General features: G+C 37.3%; 27 protein-coding genes. 15 read left to right on the plus strand and 12 right to left on the minus strand.

The genetic code is table 11. The features are described 5' to 3' along the window. Together G525_RS0119555 and G525_RS0119560 are read right to left on the minus strand one after the other, a co-directional pair. Positions 1-702, minus strand: a complete 702-nt coding sequence (locus tag G525_RS0119555) for a methyltransferase domain-containing protein (RefSeq protein WP_342662774.1) — start codon at positions 700-702, stop codon at positions 1-3. A gap of 8 nt (positions 703-710) precedes the next feature. Continuing rightward, positions 711-1,850: an NAD(P)/FAD-dependent oxidoreductase gene (locus G525_RS0119560; protein WP_027127653.1), complete on the minus strand. Its 1,140-nt coding sequence runs from the start codon at positions 1,848-1,850 to the stop codon at positions 711-713. Positions 1,851-2,106: 256 nt separating this feature from the next. Here G525_RS0119560 and G525_RS0119565 point away from each other — a divergent pair, with 256 nt between their 5' ends. Beyond that, positions 2,107-3,498 carry an RtcB family protein gene (locus G525_RS0119565; protein ID WP_027127654.1) on the plus strand — a complete coding sequence of 464 codons (1,392 nt, stop codon included), beginning with the start codon at positions 2,107-2,109 and terminating at the stop codon, positions 3,496-3,498. A 60-nt stretch (positions 3,499-3,558) separates the two neighbouring features. On the opposite strand, the gene G525_RS0119570 is transcribed toward G525_RS0119565, so the two are convergent. The 9 genes from G525_RS0119570 to pdxA form a co-directional block, all read right to left on the minus strand. Next, positions 3,559-4,020, minus strand: a complete 462-nt coding sequence (locus G525_RS0119570) for a 3-oxoacyl-ACP synthase (RefSeq protein WP_035480218.1) — start codon at positions 4,018-4,020, stop codon at positions 3,559-3,561. Further along, positions 4,010-4,705 carry a monofunctional biosynthetic peptidoglycan transglycosylase gene (mtgA, locus tag G525_RS0119575; RefSeq protein WP_027127656.1) on the minus strand — a complete coding sequence of 232 codons (696 nt, stop codon included), beginning with the start codon at positions 4,703-4,705 and terminating at the stop codon, positions 4,010-4,012. The genes G525_RS0119570 and mtgA overlap by 11 nt, the downstream gene beginning before the upstream one ends. Before the next feature lie 79 nt (positions 4,706-4,784). After that, positions 4,785-5,900: an NAD(P)/FAD-dependent oxidoreductase gene (locus tag G525_RS0119580; protein WP_027127657.1), complete on the minus strand. Its 1,116-nt coding sequence runs from the start codon at positions 5,898-5,900 to the stop codon at positions 4,785-4,787. A gap of 237 nt (positions 5,901-6,137) precedes the next feature. Further along, complete coding sequence (gene accC, locus G525_RS0119585) at positions 6,138-7,490, minus strand: acetyl-CoA carboxylase biotin carboxylase subunit (protein ID WP_027127658.1); 1,353 nt, start codon at positions 7,488-7,490, stop codon at positions 6,138-6,140. An 86-nt stretch (positions 7,491-7,576) separates the two neighbouring features. Next, the gene (accB, locus tag G525_RS0119590; protein WP_027127659.1) at positions 7,577-8,059 is read right to left on the minus strand and encodes an acetyl-CoA carboxylase biotin carboxyl carrier protein; all 483 of its coding nucleotides are present in this window, start codon (positions 8,057-8,059) and stop codon (positions 7,577-7,579) included. A gap of 38 nt (positions 8,060-8,097) precedes the next feature. Beyond that, the gene (locus tag G525_RS0119595; RefSeq protein ID WP_027127660.1) at positions 8,098-9,093 is read right to left on the minus strand and encodes a beta-ketoacyl-ACP synthase III; all 996 of its coding nucleotides are present in this window, start codon (positions 9,091-9,093) and stop codon (positions 8,098-8,100) included. 179 nt (positions 9,094-9,272) lie between these two features. Next, complete coding sequence (gene rpmF / locus G525_RS0119600; RefSeq protein ID WP_027127661.1) at positions 9,273-9,476, minus strand: 50S ribosomal protein L32; 204 nt, start codon at positions 9,474-9,476, stop codon at positions 9,273-9,275. Positions 9,477-9,485: 9 nt separating this feature from the next. Then, the gene (locus tag G525_RS0119605; protein ID WP_027127662.1) at positions 9,486-10,025 is read right to left on the minus strand and encodes a YceD family protein; all 540 of its coding nucleotides are present in this window, start codon (positions 10,023-10,025) and stop codon (positions 9,486-9,488) included. A gap of 73 nt (positions 10,026-10,098) precedes the next feature. Continuing rightward, a complete protein-coding gene (pdxA, locus tag G525_RS0119610; RefSeq protein WP_027127663.1) occupies positions 10,099-11,145 on the minus strand; it encodes a 4-hydroxythreonine-4-phosphate dehydrogenase PdxA in 1,047 nt (348 codons plus the stop codon). Positions 11,146-11,282: 137 nt separating this feature from the next. Here pdxA and G525_RS0119615 point away from each other — a divergent pair, with 137 nt between their 5' ends. Next, positions 11,283-11,879: a riboflavin synthase gene (locus G525_RS0119615; protein WP_027127664.1), complete on the plus strand. Its 597-nt coding sequence runs from the start codon at positions 11,283-11,285 to the stop codon at positions 11,877-11,879. A 553-nt stretch (positions 11,880-12,432) separates the two neighbouring features. Here G525_RS0119615 and G525_RS0119625 read toward each other — a convergent pair. Then, entirely contained in the window at positions 12,433-13,677 is a 1,245-nt protein-coding gene (locus G525_RS0119625; RefSeq protein WP_035480224.1) for an NAD(P)/FAD-dependent oxidoreductase, read from the minus strand. 108 nt (positions 13,678-13,785) lie between these two features. On the opposite strand from G525_RS0119625, the gene flxA reads away from it, so the two are divergent. The 13 genes from flxA to lolA2 all read left to right on the plus strand — a co-directional run bounded on the left by flxA (position 13,786) and on the right by lolA2 (position 24,696). After that, entirely contained in the window at positions 13,786-15,312 is a 1,527-nt protein-coding gene (gene flxA / locus G525_RS0119630) for a flexirubin biosynthesis tyrosine ammonia-lyase FlxA (protein WP_027127667.1), read from the plus strand. A gap of 101 nt (positions 15,313-15,413) precedes the next feature. After that, positions 15,414-16,154, plus strand: a complete 741-nt coding sequence (gene flxB / locus G525_RS0119635) for a flexirubin biosynthesis SDR family reductase FlxB (RefSeq protein ID WP_027127668.1) — start codon at positions 15,414-15,416, stop codon at positions 16,152-16,154. A 90-nt stretch (positions 16,155-16,244) separates the two neighbouring features. Continuing rightward, entirely contained in the window at positions 16,245-17,117 is an 873-nt protein-coding gene (locus G525_RS0119640; protein WP_027127669.1) for a lysophospholipid acyltransferase family protein, read from the plus strand. Then, positions 17,117-17,560: a hotdog family protein gene (locus G525_RS0119645; protein WP_051210033.1), complete on the plus strand. Its 444-nt coding sequence runs from the start codon at positions 17,117-17,119 to the stop codon at positions 17,558-17,560. Before G525_RS0119640 ends, G525_RS0119645 begins: the two co-directional genes overlap by 1 nt. Then, positions 17,557-18,003, plus strand: coding sequence for an acyl-CoA thioesterase (locus tag G525_RS0119650; RefSeq protein ID WP_027127671.1), 447 nt, complete (start codon positions 17,557-17,559; stop codon positions 18,001-18,003). The genes G525_RS0119645 and G525_RS0119650 overlap by 4 nt, the downstream gene beginning before the upstream one ends. Then, positions 17,996-19,141 (plus strand): beta-ketoacyl-[acyl-carrier-protein] synthase family protein, encoded by a 1,146-nt coding sequence (locus G525_RS0119655; RefSeq protein WP_027127672.1) that lies wholly within the window; start codon positions 17,996-17,998, stop codon positions 19,139-19,141. The genes G525_RS0119650 and G525_RS0119655 overlap by 8 nt, the downstream gene beginning before the upstream one ends. Positions 19,142-19,148: 7 nt before the next feature. Beyond that, positions 19,149-20,210 carry a methyltransferase gene (locus G525_RS0119660; RefSeq protein ID WP_027127673.1) on the plus strand — a complete coding sequence of 354 codons (1,062 nt, stop codon included), beginning with the start codon at positions 19,149-19,151 and terminating at the stop codon, positions 20,208-20,210. A 6-nt stretch (positions 20,211-20,216) separates the two neighbouring features. Beyond that, entirely contained in the window at positions 20,217-20,834 is a 618-nt protein-coding gene (locus tag G525_RS0119665) for a 3-oxoacyl-ACP synthase (protein WP_027127674.1), read from the plus strand. Continuing rightward, positions 20,831-21,088 carry a phosphopantetheine-binding protein gene (locus tag G525_RS0119670; RefSeq protein WP_027127675.1) on the plus strand — a complete coding sequence of 86 codons (258 nt, stop codon included), beginning with the start codon at positions 20,831-20,833 and terminating at the stop codon, positions 21,086-21,088. Before G525_RS0119665 ends, G525_RS0119670 begins: the two co-directional genes overlap by 4 nt. A 9-nt stretch (positions 21,089-21,097) precedes the next feature. Further along, positions 21,098-22,288 (plus strand): beta-ketoacyl-[acyl-carrier-protein] synthase family protein, encoded by a 1,191-nt coding sequence (locus G525_RS0119675; protein WP_027127676.1) that lies wholly within the window; start codon positions 21,098-21,100, stop codon positions 22,286-22,288. Next, positions 22,285-23,304 (plus strand): beta-ketoacyl synthase chain length factor, encoded by a 1,020-nt coding sequence (locus G525_RS0119680; RefSeq protein WP_027127677.1) that lies wholly within the window; start codon positions 22,285-22,287, stop codon positions 23,302-23,304. Before G525_RS0119675 ends, G525_RS0119680 begins: the two co-directional genes overlap by 4 nt. Further along, entirely contained in the window at positions 23,301-24,068 is a 768-nt protein-coding gene (locus G525_RS0119685) for a polysaccharide deacetylase family protein (RefSeq protein ID WP_035480226.1), read from the plus strand. The genes G525_RS0119680 and G525_RS0119685 overlap by 4 nt, the downstream gene beginning before the upstream one ends. Continuing rightward, positions 24,058-24,696: a flexirubin biosynthesis/transport protein LolA2 gene (lolA2, locus tag G525_RS0119690; protein WP_027127679.1), complete on the plus strand. Its 639-nt coding sequence runs from the start codon at positions 24,058-24,060 to the stop codon at positions 24,694-24,696. Before G525_RS0119685 ends, lolA2 begins: the two co-directional genes overlap by 11 nt. Positions 24,697-24,797: the final 101 nt, after the last annotated feature.

Below are 24,797 nucleotides of genomic sequence, written 5' to 3' on the forward strand. Positions count from 1 at the left end.
CTAATCTTTCGCAAGAATCCACTGATAACGAAATGCCCATTTCCATTTAAGTATAAAATTGCTATTCAGTTGTTTTGATAAATTGACCAGTTCATTTCGCTTAAATCCTCTCAACACTGACGTTAATCCATCCGCAATGATCATATTATTTTTTATTGGAACTGTGATCAATTTGAACAAATAATAGGCCAACCAATGTCTGTGCAAATCATTGATCACAATGCCAATCTTTGCATTTTTCAACAGGTATGTCAATAATTCCAATAATAGCGCTTCCTTAAAATGATGAAGAAACAAAGTGGTAATAACGATATCATAATGAATGGCCTTGAATTCATCAGAAAACACATTTAGATGCCTATATTCAATATTATCGTAATCTTTTGACAATTGAGCGGCATAATCTGTCGCATTTTTATTGGCATCGATCCCAATCAACTTAAACCTATACCCCTCCTTTTTGCCGAACTTTGAAATGGTCCTTAAAATATCACCACCACCACAACCCAGATCAATGATGGTAATAGGTTGTGATTTAGAGTGGTTTTTCAATAATAATTGAAGTCCGTTGAGTGTCACCAAATTTCCTCCAAGCAACTTATTAATGATCGCCAACTTATCCAAGGTATCATGAAGTACGGCGCCCTCAATGGAAAAATCATCCATGATTTCTTCTGCTTCCGTTCTATATGTTGTATTCACGAAAAAGCTCATTTTATAATTATTGGCTTTCCATGGGTCATCTTGATAATTTGAGGCACTAAAGATGGCATTGTTTTGAGCGCAACCAGTGATAAATTGGCCAAGATTGTGTTATCGAATAAATTGGCCACAACATGCCCAACTTTCAAGCGGTTTCTGAAAGTCTGATTCCAGGTCGTTTCATAGGATTTCTCTAACATATCCCGCGATCCAATCTTTTCTTGGACAAAATCAACAACACGCTCTGACGCTATTTGAGCGCTTCTAATGGCCATGCTCATGCCGTTTCCACAAAGTGGATGAATCATTCCAGCGGCATCACCACACATCATGATATGCTCTTGGACCGGTTGTTTTTGCTCAAACGAAATTTGACTAATCGTTAATGGCGCTTCAAAAACAGGCACGGAGTTTTCAAAAATAGATTTCAGATACCTGTTTTTGAAAAGAACTTTCCGTTGGAATTCATCAATATCCTTATATTTTTTGAATGCTTCAAAATCAGTAATATAACAGAGATTAATGCTCTCATCTTCTACTTTAGATACTCCACAATAGCCTCCCTCAAAATTGTGCAACGCCACCAAATCTTCCGGAAAATCACCTTTAACGTGCGTTTTTACTGCAAGATAAGGCGATTTGTTCTTAATGAAATTTCGGTTCAATTTCACATCCAAGTGCGTTCTTTTACCATAGGCACCAATAACAATTTTTGAAACAAAATGACCGTTTGCCTTCGTTTCAACTTTAAAATCATCTTTTAGAAATTGCACTTCAATCACCGTATCCTGTACAGGCAATGCGCCATTTTCAATGGCTTTATTATAGAGGGCCTGATCCAAAGTGTAACGGCTAATACCAAAACCGCCTAAGGGCAAATGGGCTGTAATCAGTTTATTATTAGTGGTTGAAATATCTAATCTTTTGATTTTTTTAGCACCCATTGCAAACACATCAATATCCAAGAATTTTAAGTATGGCAGGACCTCATTACTAATATATTCGCCACACACTTTATGTCGAGGATAGGAATTCTTCTCGATAAGCAGTACTTTAAGGTCATGCTTTCGAAGATGGATTGCAGCGGACAAACCGGCCAATCCTCCTCCAATTATAATGACATCATAATACGATTCTGATAGTTCCACAAATAGTTTGCAATTAATTTTATTAAAGATACAGCCTCCATAACAATTTAAGGGCTCTTTTTTGCATAAATTATAAACTCGTTTACTTCAAATTAGAATGCAGTTTCAATCTGAAAACTGCTATTTCCAATCTGAAGTCTTAGAAGAAAAAAGTCAATGTATCAAACCTTGCCAGGGTTTAAAATAATTGTATTTTAATCAGATTAAAGAAGATTTAAAATGGTCAATTAGAAGTTGGACATAATAAAAATAGAAAATGAAAAAGACTGGAGACGATTTAATCGCATTGGGATTCCGACAAGGAAAATGGATGAAGAATGCCATTAAACATATTAATGAAAATAATTTAGAAGGAGAAACCTTGAAGAGTTATTTGGAGCAATTCAAATTACCCGATCCCATAAAGTTACACTCAAAATCAGTTGATTTCGCCATCAATATCAAGGCAGAAAACGCCTTGGAAGAAGATAACGTGAAAACAGTAATCAACTCTATGCAAACCTTGATGAAAACGCCTACCTTGGTTTCTGGCGCTATTATGCCCGATGCCTGTCCCGCAGGCCCGGACGGAACGATTCCTGTGGGAGGTGTTGCGGTTGCCAAAAACGCGATTCATCCAGGCATGCATAGTGCTGATATTTGCTGCTCTGTTATGCTCACAGATTTTGGCAAGGCAGACCCAAAAAAAGTTTTAGACGCAGCACACCGCAACACGCATTTCGGTCCAGGCGGACGTAATAAAGGAACACAATTTAGGTTTCCAGAGGAATTATTAAAGGCATTTGAAAGCAATCCCTTACTGAACGAGGAGCACATGATATCGATTGCCAGATCGCATTTGGGAACACAAGGCGATGGTAACCATTTCTTATTCGTGGGCAAGTCCAAAAAAACAGGCAACACCATGATGATTACCCACCACGGATCTAGAGGTCCGGGTGCCCGTTTATATGACAAAGGCATGAAAATAGCTGAGCGATTTAGAAAAGCGTTATCGCCAGACACAAAGAAACAAAATGCTTGGATTCCTTTTAAAACCGAAGCGGGACAAAATTATTGGGAGGCCTTGCAAATCATCCGAAATTGGACAAAAATCAATCATGAAGTAGTGCATAATTCAGTTGCTGAAGCCCTAAATATTGAAATTGAAGACCGGTATTGGAATGAGCACAATTTTGTCTTCAAAGATGGTGACTTGTTCTACCACGCAAAAGGCGCAACACCATTGGACAAAAAATTTATGCCAGACATTACAGGTCCCCGGCTGATTCCGTTGAACATGTCAGAACCTGTATTGATTGTAGAAGGTAAAACTACAACCACTAATTTAGGTTTTGCGCCTCATGGTGCAGGAAGGAATATGAGCCGTACACAACATAGAAGAAGCAAGACAGGAACCGACGTGCAAATTTTTAAGAGAGAAACCAAAGGATTGGATATTCGGTTTTTCTCAAAGGAAATCGATATTACAGAGCTACCGTCTGCTTATAAAGATGCCAAGTCGGTAAGAGAACAAATGGACGCGTTTGGATTAGGTACCGTTATTGACGAAGTAATACCTTATGGCTGCATCATGGCTGGGGATTGGGAGAAGAATGCACCTTGGAGAATTAAAAGAGATAAAAAGAGACCACATAAAACATTTTGACCTGTAATGGTGTGTAGACCTCACAGGTTTTAAAATCCAGTGATATTTTTACAGTTTAGTCTATTCGACAATTTCAATTATAAATTGATGGCCCCTAAAATCAATTTTATCGCCAACCTTCTTTCCCATCAACAATAAGCCAATGGGTGTATTTGGAGAAATGGCAAAGAACGATTGGTCGTTAACCCTCAATTGCCCTGCACTGATAGCCATAAAATAATTAGCATTTGAGGTAAAGATGAGACTTCCCAAACCTATCGTTTCAGAAAATTTTGTCACATCAATCTTGGATAAGGCCGCATTCAATTTTTCAACCTCTGCTAACTGATGCCCCGCCTTTTCGCGTTCCAGTTGCAACATTGCCCTGCCGGTTTCGTGTTTATCGCCCGCACTACTTTTGGTTTCAGAGGTTAGGGACTCCTGAATTTCTTCAATCTGATTTTGAATTTTTAAATAACGATTCTCAACAAAAATGACACATTTTGCGTAGAGTTGCAGCTTCAGTTGGGGATCACTTTTCATCTTTGGTATCATAATTTAAAGCACCGTGGAAACTCATTTGTTTCATGATCCATAATTTGCGGCTGGCAATATAATTGGTTGGTGGATTGGCGCGATATTTTAAAGGTCTAGGCAAGATTGCTGCAATAGCTGCAGCTTCACTTTTGCTCAGTTTTGAAGCAGACTTCTTAAACCAATATTGAGAAGCCGCTTCTGCCCCATAAATACCGTTCCCCATTTCAATACTGTTCAAATAGACTTCCATAATACGCTCCTTGGACCAAATTAATTCAATCCAAAATGTAACATAGGTTTCCATTCCTTTTCTGATCCAACTGCGCTGTGGCCATAAGAATACATTTTTAGCCGTTTGCTGACTGATAGTGCTCGCGCCTCTTACTTTTTTACCTTTTTGATTGTTGTCATACGCTTTTTCAATAGCTTTCATATCAAAACCGCTGTGCTTCAAAAAGTTCTGATCTTCACTACAAATTACAGCCAACTGCAAATTCTTCGAAATCTCCTCTATCGTCACCCAATCATGTTTCCAAACAGTTTCTTTATTAGCCTCCTTTTGCTCAAAATAGCGAATGACCATTAAGGGTGTCGCTGGAACAGGTACCCACTTATATATAACGATGGCAATAATAGGTATGGCCAAAAACCATAAGAAAAGTTTAAAAATAAATTTAAAGAGTTTTATCATATATTTAAAAGTTTAACCTACAAGGTTTTAAAACCCTGACGACAACAATAAATTTTGAAATTCATTCCAATTCAAAATTTTAATCCACTAAATCTGCTAATTCCCTGCCCACGTTACTTCCTATGGCAATGCCCATGCCTCCTAATCTAACAGCGCAAAACACTTTTGAACTGAGCTGTTTTACAATTGGTTTTTTGGTATTTCCCACACCCATGATACCGCTCCACCTTTGGTCGATTTCAAAAGTGGTTGCGGGTAAAATAGTTGTTTTTAAGAGTGCTTCCAATTTATTTTGAATGATTTCCGTCTGGCCCATTTCAGCAGTTTCTTCCGTTTTAAAATCCAAATTACGTCCACCACCCAATAATATTCGGGAGTCAATATTACGAAAATAATAGTACCCTTTATCGAGATGGAACGTTCCTCTTATAGAAAGGTTTTTAATGGGTTTTGTAATTAACACTTGTGCCCTAGCGGGCTTAACTTCAATTGCTAATAGATTAGAAGCAAATCCATTTGTACAAATTAACATTCGATTCGTTTTAAAATCAAACAAATTCGTTTTGACATGAACATGATCATTCAATTCTTCAAAATTTTCTACTGAAATCGAATTAAGGATTAAAACCCCTTTGCTCTGAACTAAATGAGTTAGCGAGCGCATCATTCTGCCGGTATCAATCTGGCCCTCGAGAGATGTAAAACTAAGTTGTTCTTGAATATTTTCAAAGTTAAAAAGGTTGTCTTTGACTTCAAATACATCCTTCTTAAAATGAGGTTTTAGTATTGCATTGACATAAGCCATTTGCGACATGCAATTGTGAAAACCTTCAGGATTCTCCTGATCAAATAACTCATAGCCGCCATGCTGTTGATATGAAATGGCCTTATCTGATAAGGTCTGTCTTAAAAGGGACAATCCTTTCCGACGTTTCTCAATGAGTTCAATAACCTCGTTCTCTGAATGTGTTTTTAGATCGTCCAAAATTTCACTTAAGCTTCCAAAACAAGCGAAGCCCGCATTTTTAGTGCTCGCGCCTTGAGGCAAAACTCCTCTTTCCAAAATTAGAATGTTGGCTTTGGGAAAACGCGCTTTCAATCCTAATGCGCAATTAAGTCCTACAATACCACTTCCAACAACTGTAAAGTCGATATTTGACACATAACTTTTTATTTCCCAATACGATAGGTTCATTGTATGTAGTTTTAGCTGATGGATTACTCCGCTTTTCCTAAATAGGATTGACCGCTTTTGAATTGGATAAAACTAAGGAAAAATAACAACCATTATATATACTATTTGTCACTATTGACATATTCTTTCGTGTCTCTTATCCTCAGAAATAATAAGCAAAAAATAAGATGTTAAAGAAATGAAAGGACTAATTCTTATCAAAAAAAAACTCCAAAATTGCTTTTGGAGTTTTTAAATTTATTCTTCAATCGGTGCTTCCATTTTAAAGCTTTCCATAAACTTGGTGGTGTAATTGCCCGCCAAATAATCTGGATGGTCCATAAGTTGTCTATGGAAAGGAATAGTTGTTTTTATACCTTCAATCACAAATTCATCCAAAGCACGTTTCATCTTATTGATGGCCTCTTCCCGCGTTTGTGCAGTGGTAATCAACTTTGCAATCATGGAATCGTAGTTAGGAACAATTGTATATCCTGAGTAAACATGCGTATCCAAACGTACACCATGGCCTCCAGGCGCATGAAGTGTTGTGATTTTACCCGGTGAAGGCCTAAAATCATTATATGGATCTTCAGCATTGATACGGCATTCAATAGAATGTAATTTTGGTGTATAATTTTTACCAGAGATCGGCACACCTGCGGCTACAAGAATTTGTTCCCTGATCAAATCAAAATCAATGACCTGTTCTGTAATAGGGTGTTCTACTTGAATACGCGTGTTCATTTCCATGAAATAGAAATTGCGATGCTTATCTACTAAAAACTCAATGGTTCCAGCACCTTCATATTTAATGAATTCTGCAGCTTTCACTGAAGCCAGACCCATTTTATCACGAAGTTCGTCCGTCATGAATGGCGAAGGCGTTTCTTCCGTCAATTTTTGGTGACGTCGCTGGATGGAGCAATCACGCTCTGAAAGATGACACGCTTTTCCCGTTGAATCGCCTACAATTTGTATTTCAATATGACGCGGCTCCTCAATGAGTTTCTCTAGATACATTGAATCATTTCCAAAGGATGCTTTAGCCTCCTGACGTGCAGAATCCCATGCATCTCTAAGTTTTTCTTTTTTCCATACGGCACGCATTCCTTTTCCGCCACCACCGGCTGTAGCTTTCAACATAACAGGAAAGCCCATTTCATTAGCTAAGATTTCGGCTTGTTCGAAAGATTCCAGAATACCATCACTCCCGGGAACACAAGGAACTCCCGCTTTTTTCATGGTTGCTTTAGCCGAGGCTTTATCTCCCATTCTTTCAATCATGTCTGGAGAAGCACCAATAAATTTTATATTGTGCTCTTCACAAATTTTTGAAAATTTTGCGTTTTCTGACAAGAAACCATATCCTGGATGAATGGCATCAGCATTGGTAATTTCAGCAGCAGAGATAATATTTGACATCTTCAGATAAGACTCACTACTGGCTGGTGGTCCTATACAAACCGCTTCGTCCGCAAATTTGACATGCAGACTTTCAGCATCAACAGTTGAATAAACCGCAACCGTCTTTATGCCCATTTCCTTACAGGTTCTGATAACACGCAGTGCTATTTCACCTCTATTGGCTATTAATATTTTTTTAAACATAACATTTCAAATTAAAAATTTCAAATTCCAAGTACCAAATTCCAGGTCGTGGATTTTGGGATTTGTTTATTGGAATTTTCAATTGGTTATGATGGATCTACTAAAAACAAAGGTTGATCATATTCAACAGGAGACGAATCATCAACTAAAATTTTAACGATTTTTCCCGAAACTTCAGATTCAATTTCATTGAATAATTTCATGGCCTCAATGACACATAAAACGTCTCCTTCACTTATCGTTTTACCTACTTCAACAAACATAGGTTTGTCTGGTGATGGTTTACGATAGAAAGTTCCGATAATTGGCGATTTTATGGTAATGAATTTTGAATTTTCATCAGCGATAGGTGCCGTAACTGTTGGCATTTGGCCTACTGGCTGAGGAGCTTGTGGTTGAGCAACAGGCGCTGGACCCATTGGTATTTGTTGCACATAGGTTGTGGATTCTCCTTTATCATCACCGCCAGTTTTAATGGTGATCTTGATATCATCCATCTCCAATTTAACCTCACTTGCGCCAGATTTAGCAACAAACTTGATTAAGTTTTGAATTTCTTTTATATCCATAATAGTCAGAATTTTAAATATTTAAAAGTTTAGTTAGTTTATGAATTATACGCCCATGTAAGGTACACTGACCCCCAGGTAAAGCCTCCTCCAAAAGCAACAAATATCAATTTGTCACCCTTTTTTAGCTGCTTTTCATAATCAAACAGAAGTAATGGCAACGTGGCAGATGTAGTATTTCCATATTTATGGATGTTGGTCATTACCTTAGTTTCATCAATTTCTATTCTACTTGCAGTGGCATCAATAATACGTTTATTGGCTTGATGAGCAACCAACCACGAAATATCATCTTTAACAAGATTATTTTTTAAGAGAATTTTTTCGGTAACATCAGCCATATTAAAAACTGCGTTTTTAAAAACCATTTTACCTTCTTGAAAAATATAATGTTTTCCTTCAGCAACCGCTTCTGGCGTTGAAGGGTAGGAAGATCCACCATAAGTGGCTTGTAAGAATTCTCTCCCGCTCCCGTCACTTTTTAAAATTTCGTCCTGAAGTCCATAGCCTTTTAAATTTGGCTCAAATAATGCCGCACCTGCGCCATCTCCAAAAATTATGCAGGTAGCTCTATCCTTATAATTGATCATTGACGAGTTTTTGTCAGCACCAATCAGAAGTACTTTTTTATATTTTCCGGATTCAATATATCGCGCAGCCACTGACATGCCATACAAGAAACTAGAACATGCAGCTTCCAAATCAAATGAAAATGCATTTATAGCCCCTATTTCTGTAGCTGTATAAGCGGCCGTAGCAGCGGCTTTCATATCTGGTGTTGCCGTGGCGACAATGACCAAGTCTATTTCCTTAGGATCCAATCCTTTCTTTTCAATAAGATCTTCGGCGGCTTTGATGGCTAAATAAGAAGTGCCTTTACCATCTTCTTTGAGAATTCTTCTTTCTTTTATTCCTGTTCTGGAGGTTATCCATTCATCATTCGTATCGACCAAAGTTTCCAAAATTTGGTTTGTCAATACATATTCAGGCACATATCCACCTATGGCAGTAATTGCAGCAGTGATTTTACTCATTTTATTATATTAGAATGACCTGAAATTTGACCTAGAAATAGGCTAAAGCAGCAAATTGTTATAGAATTTACTGAATTTTACTCAGATATGATGCAAATTAGGTTGTTTTTCAGACTTTCAAAAATTAAACACAAAAAAACGCTCAAGATTGAGCGTTTTATTATATGCATGCATAGTAATTATGCTAAATTTTCCTCTTTCTCAGAATTGTCGATAAGCACTTGACCTCTGTAATAAAGTTTTCCTTCATGCCAGTGAGCTCTGTGGAATAAGTGTGCTTCTCCTGTAGTTGGACACGTTGCAATTGTTGGAACAACCGCTTTGTAATGTGTTCTTCTTTTATCTCTTCTAGTTCTAGAAATTTTTCTTTTAGGATGTGCCATTTTATATTGTTATTTATCCGTTAATAGTTTTTTTAATGTATTCCAACGAGGGTCAATATCCTCTGATTGTTCCTTATCGTCTAAACCCTTTGGGCTTAATTCTTCTAATTTTTTAAGTATGTCAGACTGCAACGTCCCATCTTCTATTCCAGGATGGATTCTTTTTATAGGCATAGACAAAATAATCAATTCATAGATATACTGTGCCACATTAAGCTCATACTCACCATGAGGCAACACTAAAATCTCCTCATTTTCATCGTTATATTCATCTCCAAATTTGACTACCAAATTAAAATCACCTTCAATCTTTTGATCATAAGGCTCATTGGAGGTGTCACAATTGACATTTGCAATGCCTGCTATTTTAAAATGCAATTCTAAAAGTGTCGACTTTTTTTCAAAAAGCAAATCTACTTCTACATTTACATCATTAAAATCATCATACTCAAAATATCCAAAGAACTTTTTATCAATTTGATAATCAAAATGGTGCTTTCCTAATTTTAAACCTACAAATTGTATGTTATACTCTTTTAAGGGCTTCATGATCACATTCATTTTGAGGGCGCAAATATAGAAAATATTTTTGTATTAGACAGAAGCTATTAACAAAAAATGTTTATATCTTTCTTGGCGCCCTTTTTAAAGGATTTTTCGAGAGCTTTTTATATTCTTTTCTATTCTTAAAAACTTGAATGGCAGTAAAGACAGCTGTTTTAAATGAGGTTTCATCCGCTGTTCCTTTTCCTGCAATTTCAAACGCAGTGCCGTGATCTGGAGACGTTCTTACTTTACTGAGACCAGCAGTATAATTGACGCCTTCACCAAAGGTGATTGTTTTAAAAGGGATGAGCCCTTGATCATGATAGGAAGCAATAATCGCATCAAAATTGAGATAGTTTTTAGAACCAAAGAAACTATCAGCAGAATAGGGACCATATACCAACTTACCTTTTTCTCTAATTTTTTGAAGTGTTGGTTTTAAAATTTTCTCATCGTCGTCTCCAATTACCCCATTATCTCCCGCATGAGGGTTAATTCCTAAAACAGCAACTTTTGGTTTATTAACCCGAAAATCTTTTACTAAGGAGTCATAAACAGCCTGTACCTTTTCTTCTACAAGCTTTACTGTAATTTGTTGAGCAACATCCTTAACAGGCACATGATCCGTCAAGAGTCCCACTTTAAGATTATCAGTTACCATAAACATAAGACTGTTACCACCAAGTTCCTTAGCTAAATAATTGGTGTGTCCCGGAAATTTGAAATTTTCTGATTGGATGGTTAACTTATTAATTGGGGCAGTCACCAACACATCAATAGCATCAACTTTCAAAGCTTCTGTTGCACTTGCCAAAGATTTTAGTGCGTACTCGCCAGCTTTCAAATCTTCTTGACCAAAGGCAATCTCAATATTTTCTTTCCAGACGTTCAAAACGTTTACTTTACCTTCAATAACCTGATTTAAGTCATTAATCCCATGAAAATTTATACCACTTTCAAAGTGTTTCTTAAAGAAAGACATGGTTTTTATCGAAGCAAAGATGATAGGGGTACAAAACTCGAGCATTCTAGAATCCTCAAATGTTTTTAAAATGATTTCTGAACCAATGCCGTTTAAATCACCCACAGAAATCCCCACTCTAATTTGTTCGTCTTTTTTCATCCTTATATTGAATTATTCATGATCCTGGCATTTTAATGAGATTCTTTTCTAATTAAGAGTATCTCTAAAAAATCTTCATTAAAGTCTTATCTTTGTTGACCAATACACCATGCAAATTTAACCAATTATTCGACAATATGTTTACTGGAATCATTGAAGATTTAGGAGTTGTTACAAATTTGGAACAAGACCATGATAATCTTCACATCACAATTAAAAGCACTATTTCTTCTGAATTAAAAGTTGACCAAAGTGTTTCCCACAACGGCGTGTGCTTAACGGTCACTTCTTTAAACGAGGATTTCTATGAGGTTACCGCTATCAGGGAAACCCTAAATAAAACCAATCTAGGAAAATTAAATATTAATGACAAAGTTAACCTGGAACGTGCCATGAAGCTTGGTGAACGACTGGATGGGCATATCGTACAAGGTCATGTAGATCAAACAGCAGTTTGTAAAAGCATTGAACAGCAAAACGGAAGTTGGCTATTCACTTTTGAATATGATCCTTCATTAAATAATATAACCATTGAAAAAGGATCAATTACCGTCAATGGGGTAAGCTTAACAGTGGTGAATAGCAAGAAAAATAAATTTAGCGTTGCAATAATCCCATATACTTACGAGCACACTACTTTTAAACTGTTAAAAGAAAACAGTATGGTAAATTTAGAATTTGATGTTTTAGGAAAATATATTAAAAGACTCTATGAACTTCAAACATCCAGTTAGGTGAGTTTTCTAGGGTGCTTTAAAATTCTGTAAATTCCATAAATAACTCCGATAACACATAAAATAAGCAATCCTTCATCAATGGGCGCACCCGGAGGACCAGGACCTCCTCCGGGAATCGGAGGACCTTCACCACCCCCAACTGCACTTTGAGCAGTGGCTGCAATACTTATTAATATAAGTACTAGTGAGGATAGAATCTTCTTGTTTTGTCCAATCATTATGACGTAAATGTATAAAAAAAAGTGAATTAACAAATTAAAAAAACGATAAAAACATCCGCAAAGTGCGTATTTTATCGATGAAATACATGATTTTTAATTTAATTTGCTTTAAATCACAATGTCAAATATATGTATTTTTTGAATATCTATTAAAATACTGCTATTTTTTGTTTGAAAATAGTCACATTTAATAACGCAAACAATTCTTAGATAGCATTTTAGTTGGAATGCAGGAAATAAACGATAAAAGTAATAAAATACAATTTACATAAGTCCAACCTTACCTTCTTCTCCAAATTTACATCAAAACAACTATCAGGACTAAGATCTTATTTGGATGTTCGTCTTTCTAAATGGATAACATTTGCAACCGTTTTGATTAATCTATTGTGATTTTTCACAAACGGATTGGTTTCATCCCAAACATAGCCTGCCAAAACCGCACAAATCTGTCTTTTAATCTCTGGGTTATTGGCACCATCAAAAAAGATGGTCTGTAAGTTTCCGGTGTACCATTCCTTAACATAGGATGCGAAAACCGCAACGCCCTTTTTCATGTATGCTGCATATTCCTTTTCCCAATCAACAGCGTCATTCTTCAATTCCCTAGTGATCAATTTCGCAGCTTTTAATCCCGATTCTGTTGCAAAAGTAACTCCTGACGAAAAAACAGGATCCAAAAATTCTGCACTGTTTCCGGTTAACGCATAGCCTTTTCCATAAAGTTGGGTGACTGATTTTGAGTAATTCTGTATAACTTTAGGTTCAAATAAGAAATCAACATTTTTAAATCGCTCATAATAATAGGATGATTGCTTTATCATCTCTGACAACCGTTCGCTTGGCGTTCCGTCAAAACTGTTAATATATTCAGTCTTACCCACAAATCCAATGCTTGTATTGCCATTGCTAAAAGGAATAACCCAAAACCAGGTATCAGCATCCAACACATCAAAAGTTATAAAAGTACCTTCCATTCCTTCTGGACGATCCATTTCCTTGACATGGCTAAAAATGGACGAATGCTCCGGAATTGTAGAAGGTTTATCAAGATTTAACAGTCTTGGTAAAACCCGTCCATATCCACTGGAGTCTATAATAAATTTTGCATGTATCTTGAATGATTCGTCATTTTCAGTTCTTATTGTAGTCTGAGACGAACCATCGTTGTTGAAATCCACAGAAACAACCTCCTGCCTAAAAGTAATGTCAACGCCCTGTTTTTTTAATTCTTCTGTAAGTGCATAATCAAAATCCGCTCTTGGAGCCTGCCAAGTCCAATCGTAGCCATCAGTGTATTTTTCAGCAAAATCAAATTCACAAATCGTGTCGCCCTTTATAAATCGTGCTCCACTTTTTATTTCGAAGTTTTGAGCAATCAAACAGTCCAATAGGCCTACCTCTTCAAAGTGGTCCATACATCGTGGCAAAAGACTCTCACCAATCACAAATCGGGGAAATACACTCTTTTCAACCACTTTAACATGCACATCATGCTTGTGTAAATATGCTGCGGCAACACAACCGGAAGGCCCGGCCCCGATAATCAAAACATCAACCTCAACATCCTTCATAATGCAAATGGAATTAAACGATTTATTATTTTACATTTGTAGCACAAAAATAACCACTTTTACTTCTGGTTATTAAACTATTTAAAAAACATTGTGAACCCACTCTAAATGTTAGAACTTAATGGAACTTTAGGAATTGACGATTTTCAACAAATTTTATTTGAAAATAAAAAGATTCAGATCAACAAAAATGTTATTGAAACAGTCAATAAAAGCTTCACGTTTTTAAAGACATTTTCAGAAAACAAGATTATTTATGGTGTCAATACGGGTTTTGGTCCAATGGCGCAGTATAAAATTGAAGATTCTGAGCGCAAAAAGCTTCAATATAACCTCATAAGAAGCCATGCTTCAGGGACTGGAAATCCCATTCCGCCTTTATATGTTAAAGCTGCCATGTTAGCGCGACTCAACACACTCTCTTTGGGAAATTCGGGAGTTCACAAATCAGTAATTGAATTGCTGATACAATTGATCAATAAAGATATTACACCCGTTATTTATGAGCATGGAGGCGTTGGTGCCAGCGGCGATTTGGTGCAATTGGCACATTTGGCTTTGGTGATGATTGGTGAAGGTGAAGTGATTTATAAAGGCAAAAAGCAACCAACTGAAGACGTTTTTAAAGAAGCAAAATTACAACCCATCGCCATAGAATTGCGAGAAGGCATAGCACTCATGAACGGCACTTCAGTGATGACAGGTGTTGGTATCGTCAACACTATTTACACGCGAAAACTTTTGAATTGGATGATTCTAGCTTCTTCAGCCATTAATGAAATTGTAAAAGCCTATGATGACCATTTATCTCTTGAATTGAACCAATCCAAAAAACATAAAGGTCAGCGGGAGATTGCCAAACGGATGCGCGACCATTTAAAAGATAGCTCCTTGATTAAAAAAAGGGAACACCATTTATATAATGAAGTCAAAAACGTAGCTGTTTTTGAGGATAAGGTACAGGAATATTACTCCTTGCGTTGTGTCCCACAAATTTTAGGACCTGTTATGGATACTCTAGATGCGGTTGAAACCATCTTGATTGAGGAAGTCAATTCTGCAAACGACAATCCTATTGTTGATGTCAAAAATAAGAATGTTTATCACGGCGGTAATTTTCATGGCGATTATGTGTCTTTGGAAATGGATAAATTAAAATTGGTAGTAACCAAAACTTCAATGCTGGCTGAACGCCAATTAAACTATTTGCTGAACCCAAATCTTAATAACATTTTGCCACCATTTGTGAATCTTGGAAAACTTGGCTTAAATTTCGGAATGCAAGGTGTGCAATTTACAGCCACCTCAACAACGGCAGAAAATCAGATGTTGTCCAATCCAATGTATGTTCACAGCATTCCAAATAACAATGACAATCAAGACATTGTAAGCATGGGAACAAACGCCGCACTGATTACCAAAAAAGTGATTGAAAATGCTTATGAAGTATTGGCGATTGAATTAATTACCATCGTTCAAGCCATTGAATATTTGGATGTAAAGGATAAAGTTTCTTCCAAAACAAATAAAATGTTTGACGATGTCCGCGCCATTGTTCCAAAGTTTACGGAGGATGTGATAATGTATCCGTATGTGAATGCGGTCAAGGATTTTTTAATAAATGAAGCAAACTAAATAGTGCCACCGATTTCATAGATGAATACAGAATAAATCTGCGAGATTTGCGGGAGAAAAAACTAATCCTCAACATATCTGCAGGAATTAAACAACAATGAATGTCCAAACAACAAAAATTCGCACTAATTACCGGAGGTTCTCGAGGCATCGGGAAGGCCATCTGTGTCCAACTCGCCAAAGATTTAGACTATCAAATTCTTATCAATTATAATTCTAATAACGACGCTGCCCTTCAAACTCTAAAAGAGGTTGAAGCCGCAGGAGGCTCTGGTCAGATCATTCAATTTGATGTGTCCAATTATGAAAATGTTCAAAAAGCATTAAACTCTTGGCATGAGCAGCAGTCTGATGCAATTATTGAAGTATTGGTCAACAATGCAGGTATTACCAAAGACGGCCTTTTTATGTGGATGAAATCTCAAGAATGGAACGACGTTATCAACACCAGCCTCAATGGATTCTTCAACGTTACCAATCATCTCATAGAAAAAATGCTATTGAACCGTTATGGTCGCATTATAAATATGGTTTCCATTTCAGGACTTAAAGGCGTTGCAGGACAGACCAATTATTCAGCAGCCAAAGGTGCGGTTATTGCTGCCACAAAATCATTGGCTCAAGAAGTTGCTAAACGCAATGTCACTGTAAATGCAGTAGCTCCTGGTTTTATCAAAACTGATATGACAGAGGGTTTAGATGAAGCTAGCCTTAAAAAAATGATTCCTGCCAACAGGTTTGGCAACCCCGAAGAAGTGGCTAATTTGGTGTCTTTTTTAGCATCAAAAAAAGCCGCTTACATTACTGGTGAAGTAATAGCCATTACAGGCGGTGTACACTAATTATTTCAAGTAGTTTAGAACCAAAAAATTCTCGTAAATTTGTGTGCTGATCGTATGCTCAATTCAAAAACTTAAAACTTTACAATTATAATGGCAGAATGGGATGGAAAATCGAGAGGTACGGTTCTCGGTTTTAAGGTCTTTGTGTTCTTTATAAAGAACTTTGGAATTACTGCGGCATATGCTTTGATGCACCTCCCTGTACCTTATTTCTGTTTGTTTTCAGGAAAAAACGTGAAAGGTCTGCGCTTCTATTTCAGAAAAAGATTGGGCTATTCGCGTTTCAAAACCATGGTCAGCATCTATAAAACCTACTATACCTTTGGACAGACTTTAGTAGATAAAATTGCCATCTCTTCCGGTTTAAGAAAGGATTACACTTATGAATTTACGGGCGAAGTTAAAATTGCAGAAGTGCTCGAAATGAATAAAGGTGGCATTCTTATCAGTGCGCACATAGGTAATTTTGAACTGGCGCAATATTTTTTTAATGAACGACTGGCAAAGGATTCTATCAGCATTGTCATTACAGATCAGGACCATGAGGATATCAAGAATTACTTAGGACAATACGTTAAAAAAGAAACGCACTTTATTGTGGTCAAGGATGATCTGTCCCATATTTTTGAAATCAATGCCGCATTGGCCAACAATAGAATTATTTGCATAGCTGGAGACCGTTATATGGATAATACAAAATGCCTGGAGGAGACACTTTTGGGCAAAAAGGCAAAATTTCCCTTAGGTCCGTTTTACTTGGCGAACCGCTTAAATGTTCCTGTCTTATTTGTTTATGTAATGCGCGAACCTAAACGCCATTACCACTTGTATGCCCAATGGATTGATTATAAACAAGGAGATATGAATGATCTCTTAAAAAAATACACCGAAAGCGTAGCCCAAATGGTCAAAAAATATCCGTTGCAGTGGTTCAATTTTTATAATTTTTGGGATGATAAATAATGAAAAATTTTGAAATTCCTATTACCGACCTTGCAACTATCAAAAAGTTGTTACCACATCGCGAACCCATGATTATGGTTGATGCATTGTTGAAATACACGAATGGTGAAGCCACCGTTGGGTTGACTATCTTAAAAGATAATCTTTTTGTTACGAAGGCTGAGTTTTCAGAAACAGGATTGATTGAACACATGGCACAGGCCGCAGCACTATACATCGGATTTAAAAATCACGACCAAAACCAGGCTGCCAAAGAAGGATTTATTGCATCCATCAAGAAGCTGCACATTCAAAGACTGCCGAAAGTAGGCGAAGTTTTAAAAACTGAAGTGACTATAATTCATGAAATAATGCATATGTCAACCGTAAAACTTTCTATCTTTATAAATGACGTTGAAATTGCCACTGCAGAAATGAATACCGTCCTCAAAGCCGACTCATGAAAAAACAAAATCAAGAAGCTTCCCAATTACAATTCACACATCAAATCCGAGTGCGATTTAATGAGGTCGATTCCTTAAATATTGTATGGCACGGCAATTATCTTAAATATTTTGAAGATGGACGCGAAGCTTTCGGTAGGGAATTTGGCCTAACTTACCTTGATGCCAAAAACCATGGTTTTGCTACGCCTATCGTAAAATCTTCTTTAGAACACCAGCTGCCATTACGATATGGTGACGTGGCCACTATTGAAACCACGTATCTCACTACGAGAGCTGCAAAGCTGATGTTTGGATATTGCATTAAAAATGAACAAGGCCAAACAGTTTGTACCGGCGAAACCACTCAAGTTTTTACGAATTTTGAGACCAATACCATGGCATTGAATCTACCTGATTTTTTTAGAATTTGGAAACATAAACACGGGTTACTACATGACTAAATGTTATTTGTCATATCATAATATCACCTCTTCATTGGGTTTTGATTCGAACATCGTTTTCGAACATCTTAAAAACCAAAAAAGTGCAATTCAACTTGTGGAAGATGCCACCCGCTTTTACAAATCGTTTCACGGCGCTGTAATTCCAACCCAAACGTTAAGCGCTGCATTTCAATCCATAAACGCACAGTCAGAATACACCCGACTTGAAGAAATGTTAATCCTGTCGCTTTCAAAAACGATAAAAGCGTCAGCAATTGAATTTAATGGCCGGGTCGGACTCATCATTTCTACTACCAAAGGGAACATCGATGTTTTGAACGGACAAAATTACTTTCCAAAAGAACGTGCCTATTTAAGCCAATTAGGATATATTCTGAAAGATTATTTCGGTTTTAAAAATGAAGCCATTATCATTTCCAACGCTTGTGTTTCTGGTGTTCTGGCGGTAACGATTGCCAAACGCTATCTCCAAGAAGATGTTTACGATCATGTATTTGTAGTTGCGGGAGATTTGGTGTCTGATTTTGTGGTGTCGGGATTCAATTCTTTTCAAGCCATGAGCAACGTTCCTTGCAGGCCCTACGATAAAAATCGGACTGGCATTAATTTGGGCGAGGTGGCGGCTAGTGTTTTGGTCACTTCAGACAAAGCAAAACTTTCCGAAGACGCCGTTGAACTGTTAGGTGAAGGAAGCTGCAATGATGCCAACCATATTTCTGGCCCATCACGCACTGGTGAAGGACTTTACCGAAGCATCACGTCGGCATTAAAAGAAGCAAATCTTAAACCAAATGACATCGATTATCTTTCAGCACACGGAACAGCGACCCTGTTCAATGACGAAATGGAAGCCATCGCTTTTAATAGAATAGGATTGAGCAAGACGCCCCTAAATAGTTTGAAAGGTTATTTTGGCCATACTTTAGGCGCCTCAGGATTACTGGAAACTATTATTGGAATGCAATCGCTATATCAGAACACCTTGATTGCTTCCGCAGGATTTGAAGCTTTGGGCGTTTCAAAACCGCTCAATATTATCACAAAAACAACCGTAAAAGAAGTACAAACCTTTTTAAAAACTGCTTCTGGATTTGGGGGTTGCAATACCGCAGTCCTTTTCAGAAAAGTATCCTAAACAACGAATGACAAAAAAAACAATCAGAGCCGCAGACGCCTTATTGGAAGCCCAAAAAATAGCTTTCGCACCTTTTATCTTTCAATCATCAGTCACCTTAAAAAAACTTAGGGTTTTTGACCTAATTTTTGAAAGTCGCGACCAAGGCGGCATTACTATTAGTGATATTTCTGAAAAACTAGGCATCAGTCGCTACGGTCTTGGCGTTCTTTTAGAGTTTTCTGAAAGTGCCGATATTGTCACTAAATCTGAAAATGGCGCCTACGAACTCACAAAAATCGGCTATTTCCTAAATTATAACAAGACCGTTAACGTCAATCTCAACTTTACGCATGACGTGTGCTACAAAGGTTTGTTTCATCTCGATGAAGCTATTGCAACAGGAAAACCTTCAGGATTAAAGGAGTTAGGTCAATGGGATACCATTTATGAAGGCCTGTCGCAACTCACCCCAAAGGAGCAACAATCGTGGTTTGAATTTGATCATTATTATTCCGATGGAGTTTTTGAAGAAGCTTTAAAACGCGTTTTTAAAAATCAGCCAAAACTATTATTTGATATTGGTGGCAATACGGGGAAATTCGCCTTACAATGTTTTAATTATGACGAAAATATCCAAGTAAAAATCATCGATTTACTTGGGCAATTAAATAAAGCTCTAAAAAATATAGGAGACGCTGGATTTGAAGAGCGCGTTAGCGGACAAGAAATAAATTGGTTAAAACCCAATCCTAAAATTCCAGCAGGCGCCGACGTGATTTGGATGAGTCAGTTTTTGGACTGTTTTTCAGAAGATGAAATCCTTAAAATTCTCTCTACTTGTGTCGCTTCGATGAATGCTCAAACGGAATTGATCATCATTGAAACCTTCACAGACCGACAGGAATATCCTATGTCAAAATTCATTTTGGAAGCTACCTCACTATATTTTACTGTAATGGCCAACGGCAACAGCAAAATGTATCCTTCCACGGTATTTAAAGATTTAATTATAGAAGCCGGATTAATTATTAGCGAAGATTTGAAACTTGGAGAATATCACACCATGCTTGTCTGCAAGAAAAAATAAGCCGCTTTGGATGAAACCTTTCACATATCGTCCTATTGTCACATTAAAAGTAGTAGTATCCTGCTTGACGGGACAGTATTGTTTTCAAGTTCCATTCAAGAGTTTTCTCCCTTTATGAAAAGTGCCGTACAGCATTTAGAGACGAAATATCCCAAGTTTTACAAAATGGACAATTTAAGTAAATTGGCATTTTTAGCTGCTGATATCTTGTTAAAACAGAACAAACTGACTTCCGATAAAGCGCAAAATATCGCCATCATTTTATCAAACAAATCGTCCAGTCTTGACACCGACAGAAAACACCAAGCTTCATTTAGCGATCTTAATAACTTTTTTCCGAGTCCATCGGTATTTGTCTATACCTTACCCAATATCTGCATGGGTGAAATAAGCATCAAACATCAACTGCATACTGAAAATTGTTTTTTTATCTTTGACCACTTTAATGCCGATCATTTGTGGCTGAATGCCCAAAGTCTTTTGAAGCGAAAAAAAGCTGAAAAAGTCTTATGCGGTTGGGTCGATTTTGATGATAAAGATTACGAAGCTTTCTTATATTTGGTAGAAGAAAATGGTATTATTGCACATACCCCTAACAACATAAAGAGATTATATACAACATGACTGAATTACGACAAGAATTAAAGGAAAAAATCATTGAGCAACTGAATTTAGAAGAATTTGCCGTTGCGGATATTGACGATGATGATGCACTTTTTGGTGATGGATTAGGTTTGGATTCCATTGATGCTTTAGAACTTATTGTTATGTTGGATAAGGATTACGGCATCCAATTGACCGATCCTAAGGAAGGAAAAGAGATTTTTAAATCTATTGCTGTTTTGGCCAACTATATTACGGCCAACCGAACAAAATAACACCAAAATATGGGCGTTGCTATTACCGGAATGGGTATTATTTCTGCAATTGGACATTCCGTTGAAGAAAACAAGACGTCTTTAATGGCCTCAGAAAGCGGTATTGGTCCACTAAGGCATATTCAAACCAAGAATTCAAAGCATATAAAGGTTGGTGAAATTTCACTTTCCAATACCCAATTGTCCAAACAGTTGCAGCTATCAGAAGATCATAGTTTTACCCGAACGGGTTTATTGGGACTTTTTGCTGCCAAAGCAGCGCTTCAAAATGCGAATATCATTACTAATGCAGACCACAAAACAGGTTTCATAACCGCCACTACGGTGGGCGGCATGGATATGACGGAACTCTTTTTAAAGCAGTTTGCCACGGATGTTGACGCTCAAAAATATATACAAAGCCACCACGCCGGTGATGCCACCCAAAAAATTGCCGATGCCCTCGACATCACAGAATTTGTCACTACTATCAGCACCGCATGTTCTTCTGCGGCCAATGCCATCATGCTCGGTGCACGAATGATCAAAGCAGGGAAATTGGACCGTGTTATTGTTGGCGGTTCAGATCCTCTTTCAAAATTTACCATTAACGGATTTAAAACCTTGATGATTCAATCAGACGAACCTTGCGCCCCTTTTGATGCCCATCGTAAAGGTTTGAATTTAGGAGAAGCCGCAGCCTATCTGGTCCTGGAATCTGATGAAATCGTTCAAAAAGAAAATAAAAACGTATTAGCTTATCTTTCTGGATATGGCAATGCCAATGATGCCTTTCATCAAACGGCATCTTCTGAAAATGGTGAAGGAGCATTTTTAGCCATGCAAAAGGCCTTGAAAATGGCTGGATTGAATCCCAATCAAATCGATTATGTCAACGCTCACGGCACCGCAACACCTAACAATGATCTTTCTGAAAGTGTCGCCATCCAACGCATTTTTGGAAAAAACAATCCTGATTTCAGTTCTACCAAAGCTTTTACAGGACATACCTTGGCAGCAGCAGGCGTCGTGGAAGCTGTGTTTTCAATAATTTCTCTTCAAGAACAGACGGTATTTCCCAACCTTAATTTTAAATCCGCAATACCAGAAACCGGATTAATACCTGTAACTTCAGTGGTCAAAAAAGAGTTATCCCATGTGTTATCCAATTCCTTCGGATTTGGCGGCAACTGTTCTACACTTATTTTCTCAAAGGCATGAAAAAAGTTTATATCCATAGCGCAGTAACCATATCGGCTCAAAACACCTTTGAAAACAGCGAATTTCTGAATGAAATTAAAGCCATACCCTTAAAAATCGCTCCGGCACACTACCCTAATTATAGAGATTACATTGCTCCTGCAGCTTCAAGACGAATGGCTGCCGGTGTAAAAATGGGTGTTACCGCGGCAACTAAAGCTCTCGAAAAAGCGAATTTAAAACATCCTGATGCCATTATCATTGGAACAGGCATGGGCTGTATTGAGGATACTGAAAAGTTTTTAAATAGTATTATCGCCAACGATGAAGCCTTTTTAACTCCAACCGCATTTATTCAATCTACCCATAATACAGTGGGAGCACAAATAGCTTTGGGACTCAAATGTAAAGCCTATAATAATACATTTGTTCATGCGGCATTATCTTTTGAATCGGCACTTATGGACGCCCAATTACTCATACAACAAGAGGAAGCCCATCATATTTTAGTTGGCGGTGTTGACGAATTGGGCAAGGAAATCATCAATTATATCCAATTATTGGAAGACGCTAAGTACAAAGGCATCCAAGTGCCTTTTGGAGAAGGTGCCTCCTTTTTTGTAGCATCTTCAGACACCGAAGAAAACGCTGTTGAATTAGTAGATATGGATGTTTGTAGTACCGCTTGTCAAGAAACAATCCAAAATAAATTAAAGTCTTTTCTGATAAAAAACAAGATAGAACATGCGGATATTGATGCTTTAGTGCTGGGCAGAAATGGGGATGCTTTTGATGTTTACTATGATAGCGTTACTAGTCTGTTTAAAAATGCGACTAAATTACACTATAAACATTTAAGTGGCGAATTCTACACCGCCTCACCATTTGGAATGTGGGTCGCATTTGAGATTTTAAAGCGTCAGGAAATCCCAGAGGCTCTTATTTATGATGGTAAGACAAAAGCTGAGATTCATACCATCCTGCTTTACAATCAGTTCAAGGGTCGTGATCACAGTTTTATACTTTTGAAACGATGAGAAATCTTCAAATCACAAGTATCGCAACGCTCTTCATGTTTCTATTTTTAGTGCTGTGCGATACTTTTAACGGAATTGCCTTATGGTGGTATGTTCTTCTGATTAGTATTTGGCTTTTGGTGATGGCCATGGGCTCTTTTCATATGCGCTGGAACTTTTATCTGAAAGCTTTCACCTCTAAAAAAAATCAAACCACAAAGCAAATCGCTCTAACCTTTGATGACGGTCCAAACCCTAATTTCACACTAAAGGTTTTGGATCTTCTTAACCAATATAACGCCAAAGCTACTTTTTTTTGTATTGGTGTCAACGTTGAGACTTATCCAGAAATTTTCAAAAGCATTATAGACAATGGTCATGACATTGGTAACCATTCATTTTCTCATGATGCGATGATCGCCTTTAATTCCACTGAGACCTGGCTGAATGAGATCAAACAAGCCGAAAATAGCATTCTAAGAATTGGTGGTAAAAAAACCAACCTGTTCAGACCGCCATTTGGAGTGACCACGCCAAAACTGGCAAGAGCCCTTAAAGTAACTGAACACAAAGTGATTGGCTGGAATATCCGATCTTATGACACGGTTACCAAAAGCCCAGAACGCATCATCAAGCGAATTACAAAACAGATAAAACCAGGAGCCATTCTACTGTTGCATGACAAACAACCCAATGTTTTGCCGGTTTTGGAACATTTATTGCGAGTCCTTCAAAAATGGGATTATCAAACCGTTACTATAAATGAACTTCTCAATGAAAAATAAGAATTATTTCCTTTTTTTGGCGTTTGCTTTTATGATTGTTTTCAGTGGAATTTCCCAAAGCAAATTATCAGCAGAAGAAGAAATGACATTCAAAGCCAAAGTCCAAAAAACAGCAGAAAACACCCAATCCATTATCAGCGATTTTACGCAGACCAAACATTTAAGTGTTTTGGATCATAACATTTCTTCCGAAGGAAAGCTGGTGTTTAAAGCACCAAATCTGGTCAAGTGGATGTATCTCAAGCCTTATAAAAATAGTGCTATTTTTAAGGATGATCAACTTTTGGTGACCAATGAGGGCAAAAAGGATAAAATTGATTTGAGCTCTAATAAATTATTCAGAAGTCTAAACTCTCTAATTGTAAACAGTATTAAAGGGGATATGTTTGACGCCTCGCAATTTGAGTTGGCCTATTTTAAATATGATGATGCCTATTTGGTTAAATTTGTTCCGAAAGACAAACGGATGCAAAAATTCATCGCAGCCTTTGAATTAAAATTTTCCAATCCATCAGCGGAAGTAGAAGAAGTAAGACTGATAGAACCTAACGATGATTATACATTGATTACGTTCAGTAATCGGAAGGTAAATACAAGGGTTGCCGAAAGCGATTTTGATAACAAATAAATACTCGCAAAGTATACTAAGACACAGACGAAATTAACGCTTCAAAAACTCTGGGCCTCTGCGAGAGAAAAATTAGTGCGAGAACACCTGAAAAAACAAGT

Origin of the sequence: Gelidibacter mesophilus DSM 14095 (assembly GCF_000423005.1) — a bacterium.
GTDB lineage: Bacteria > Bacteroidota > Bacteroidia > Flavobacteriales > Flavobacteriaceae > Gelidibacter > Gelidibacter mesophilus.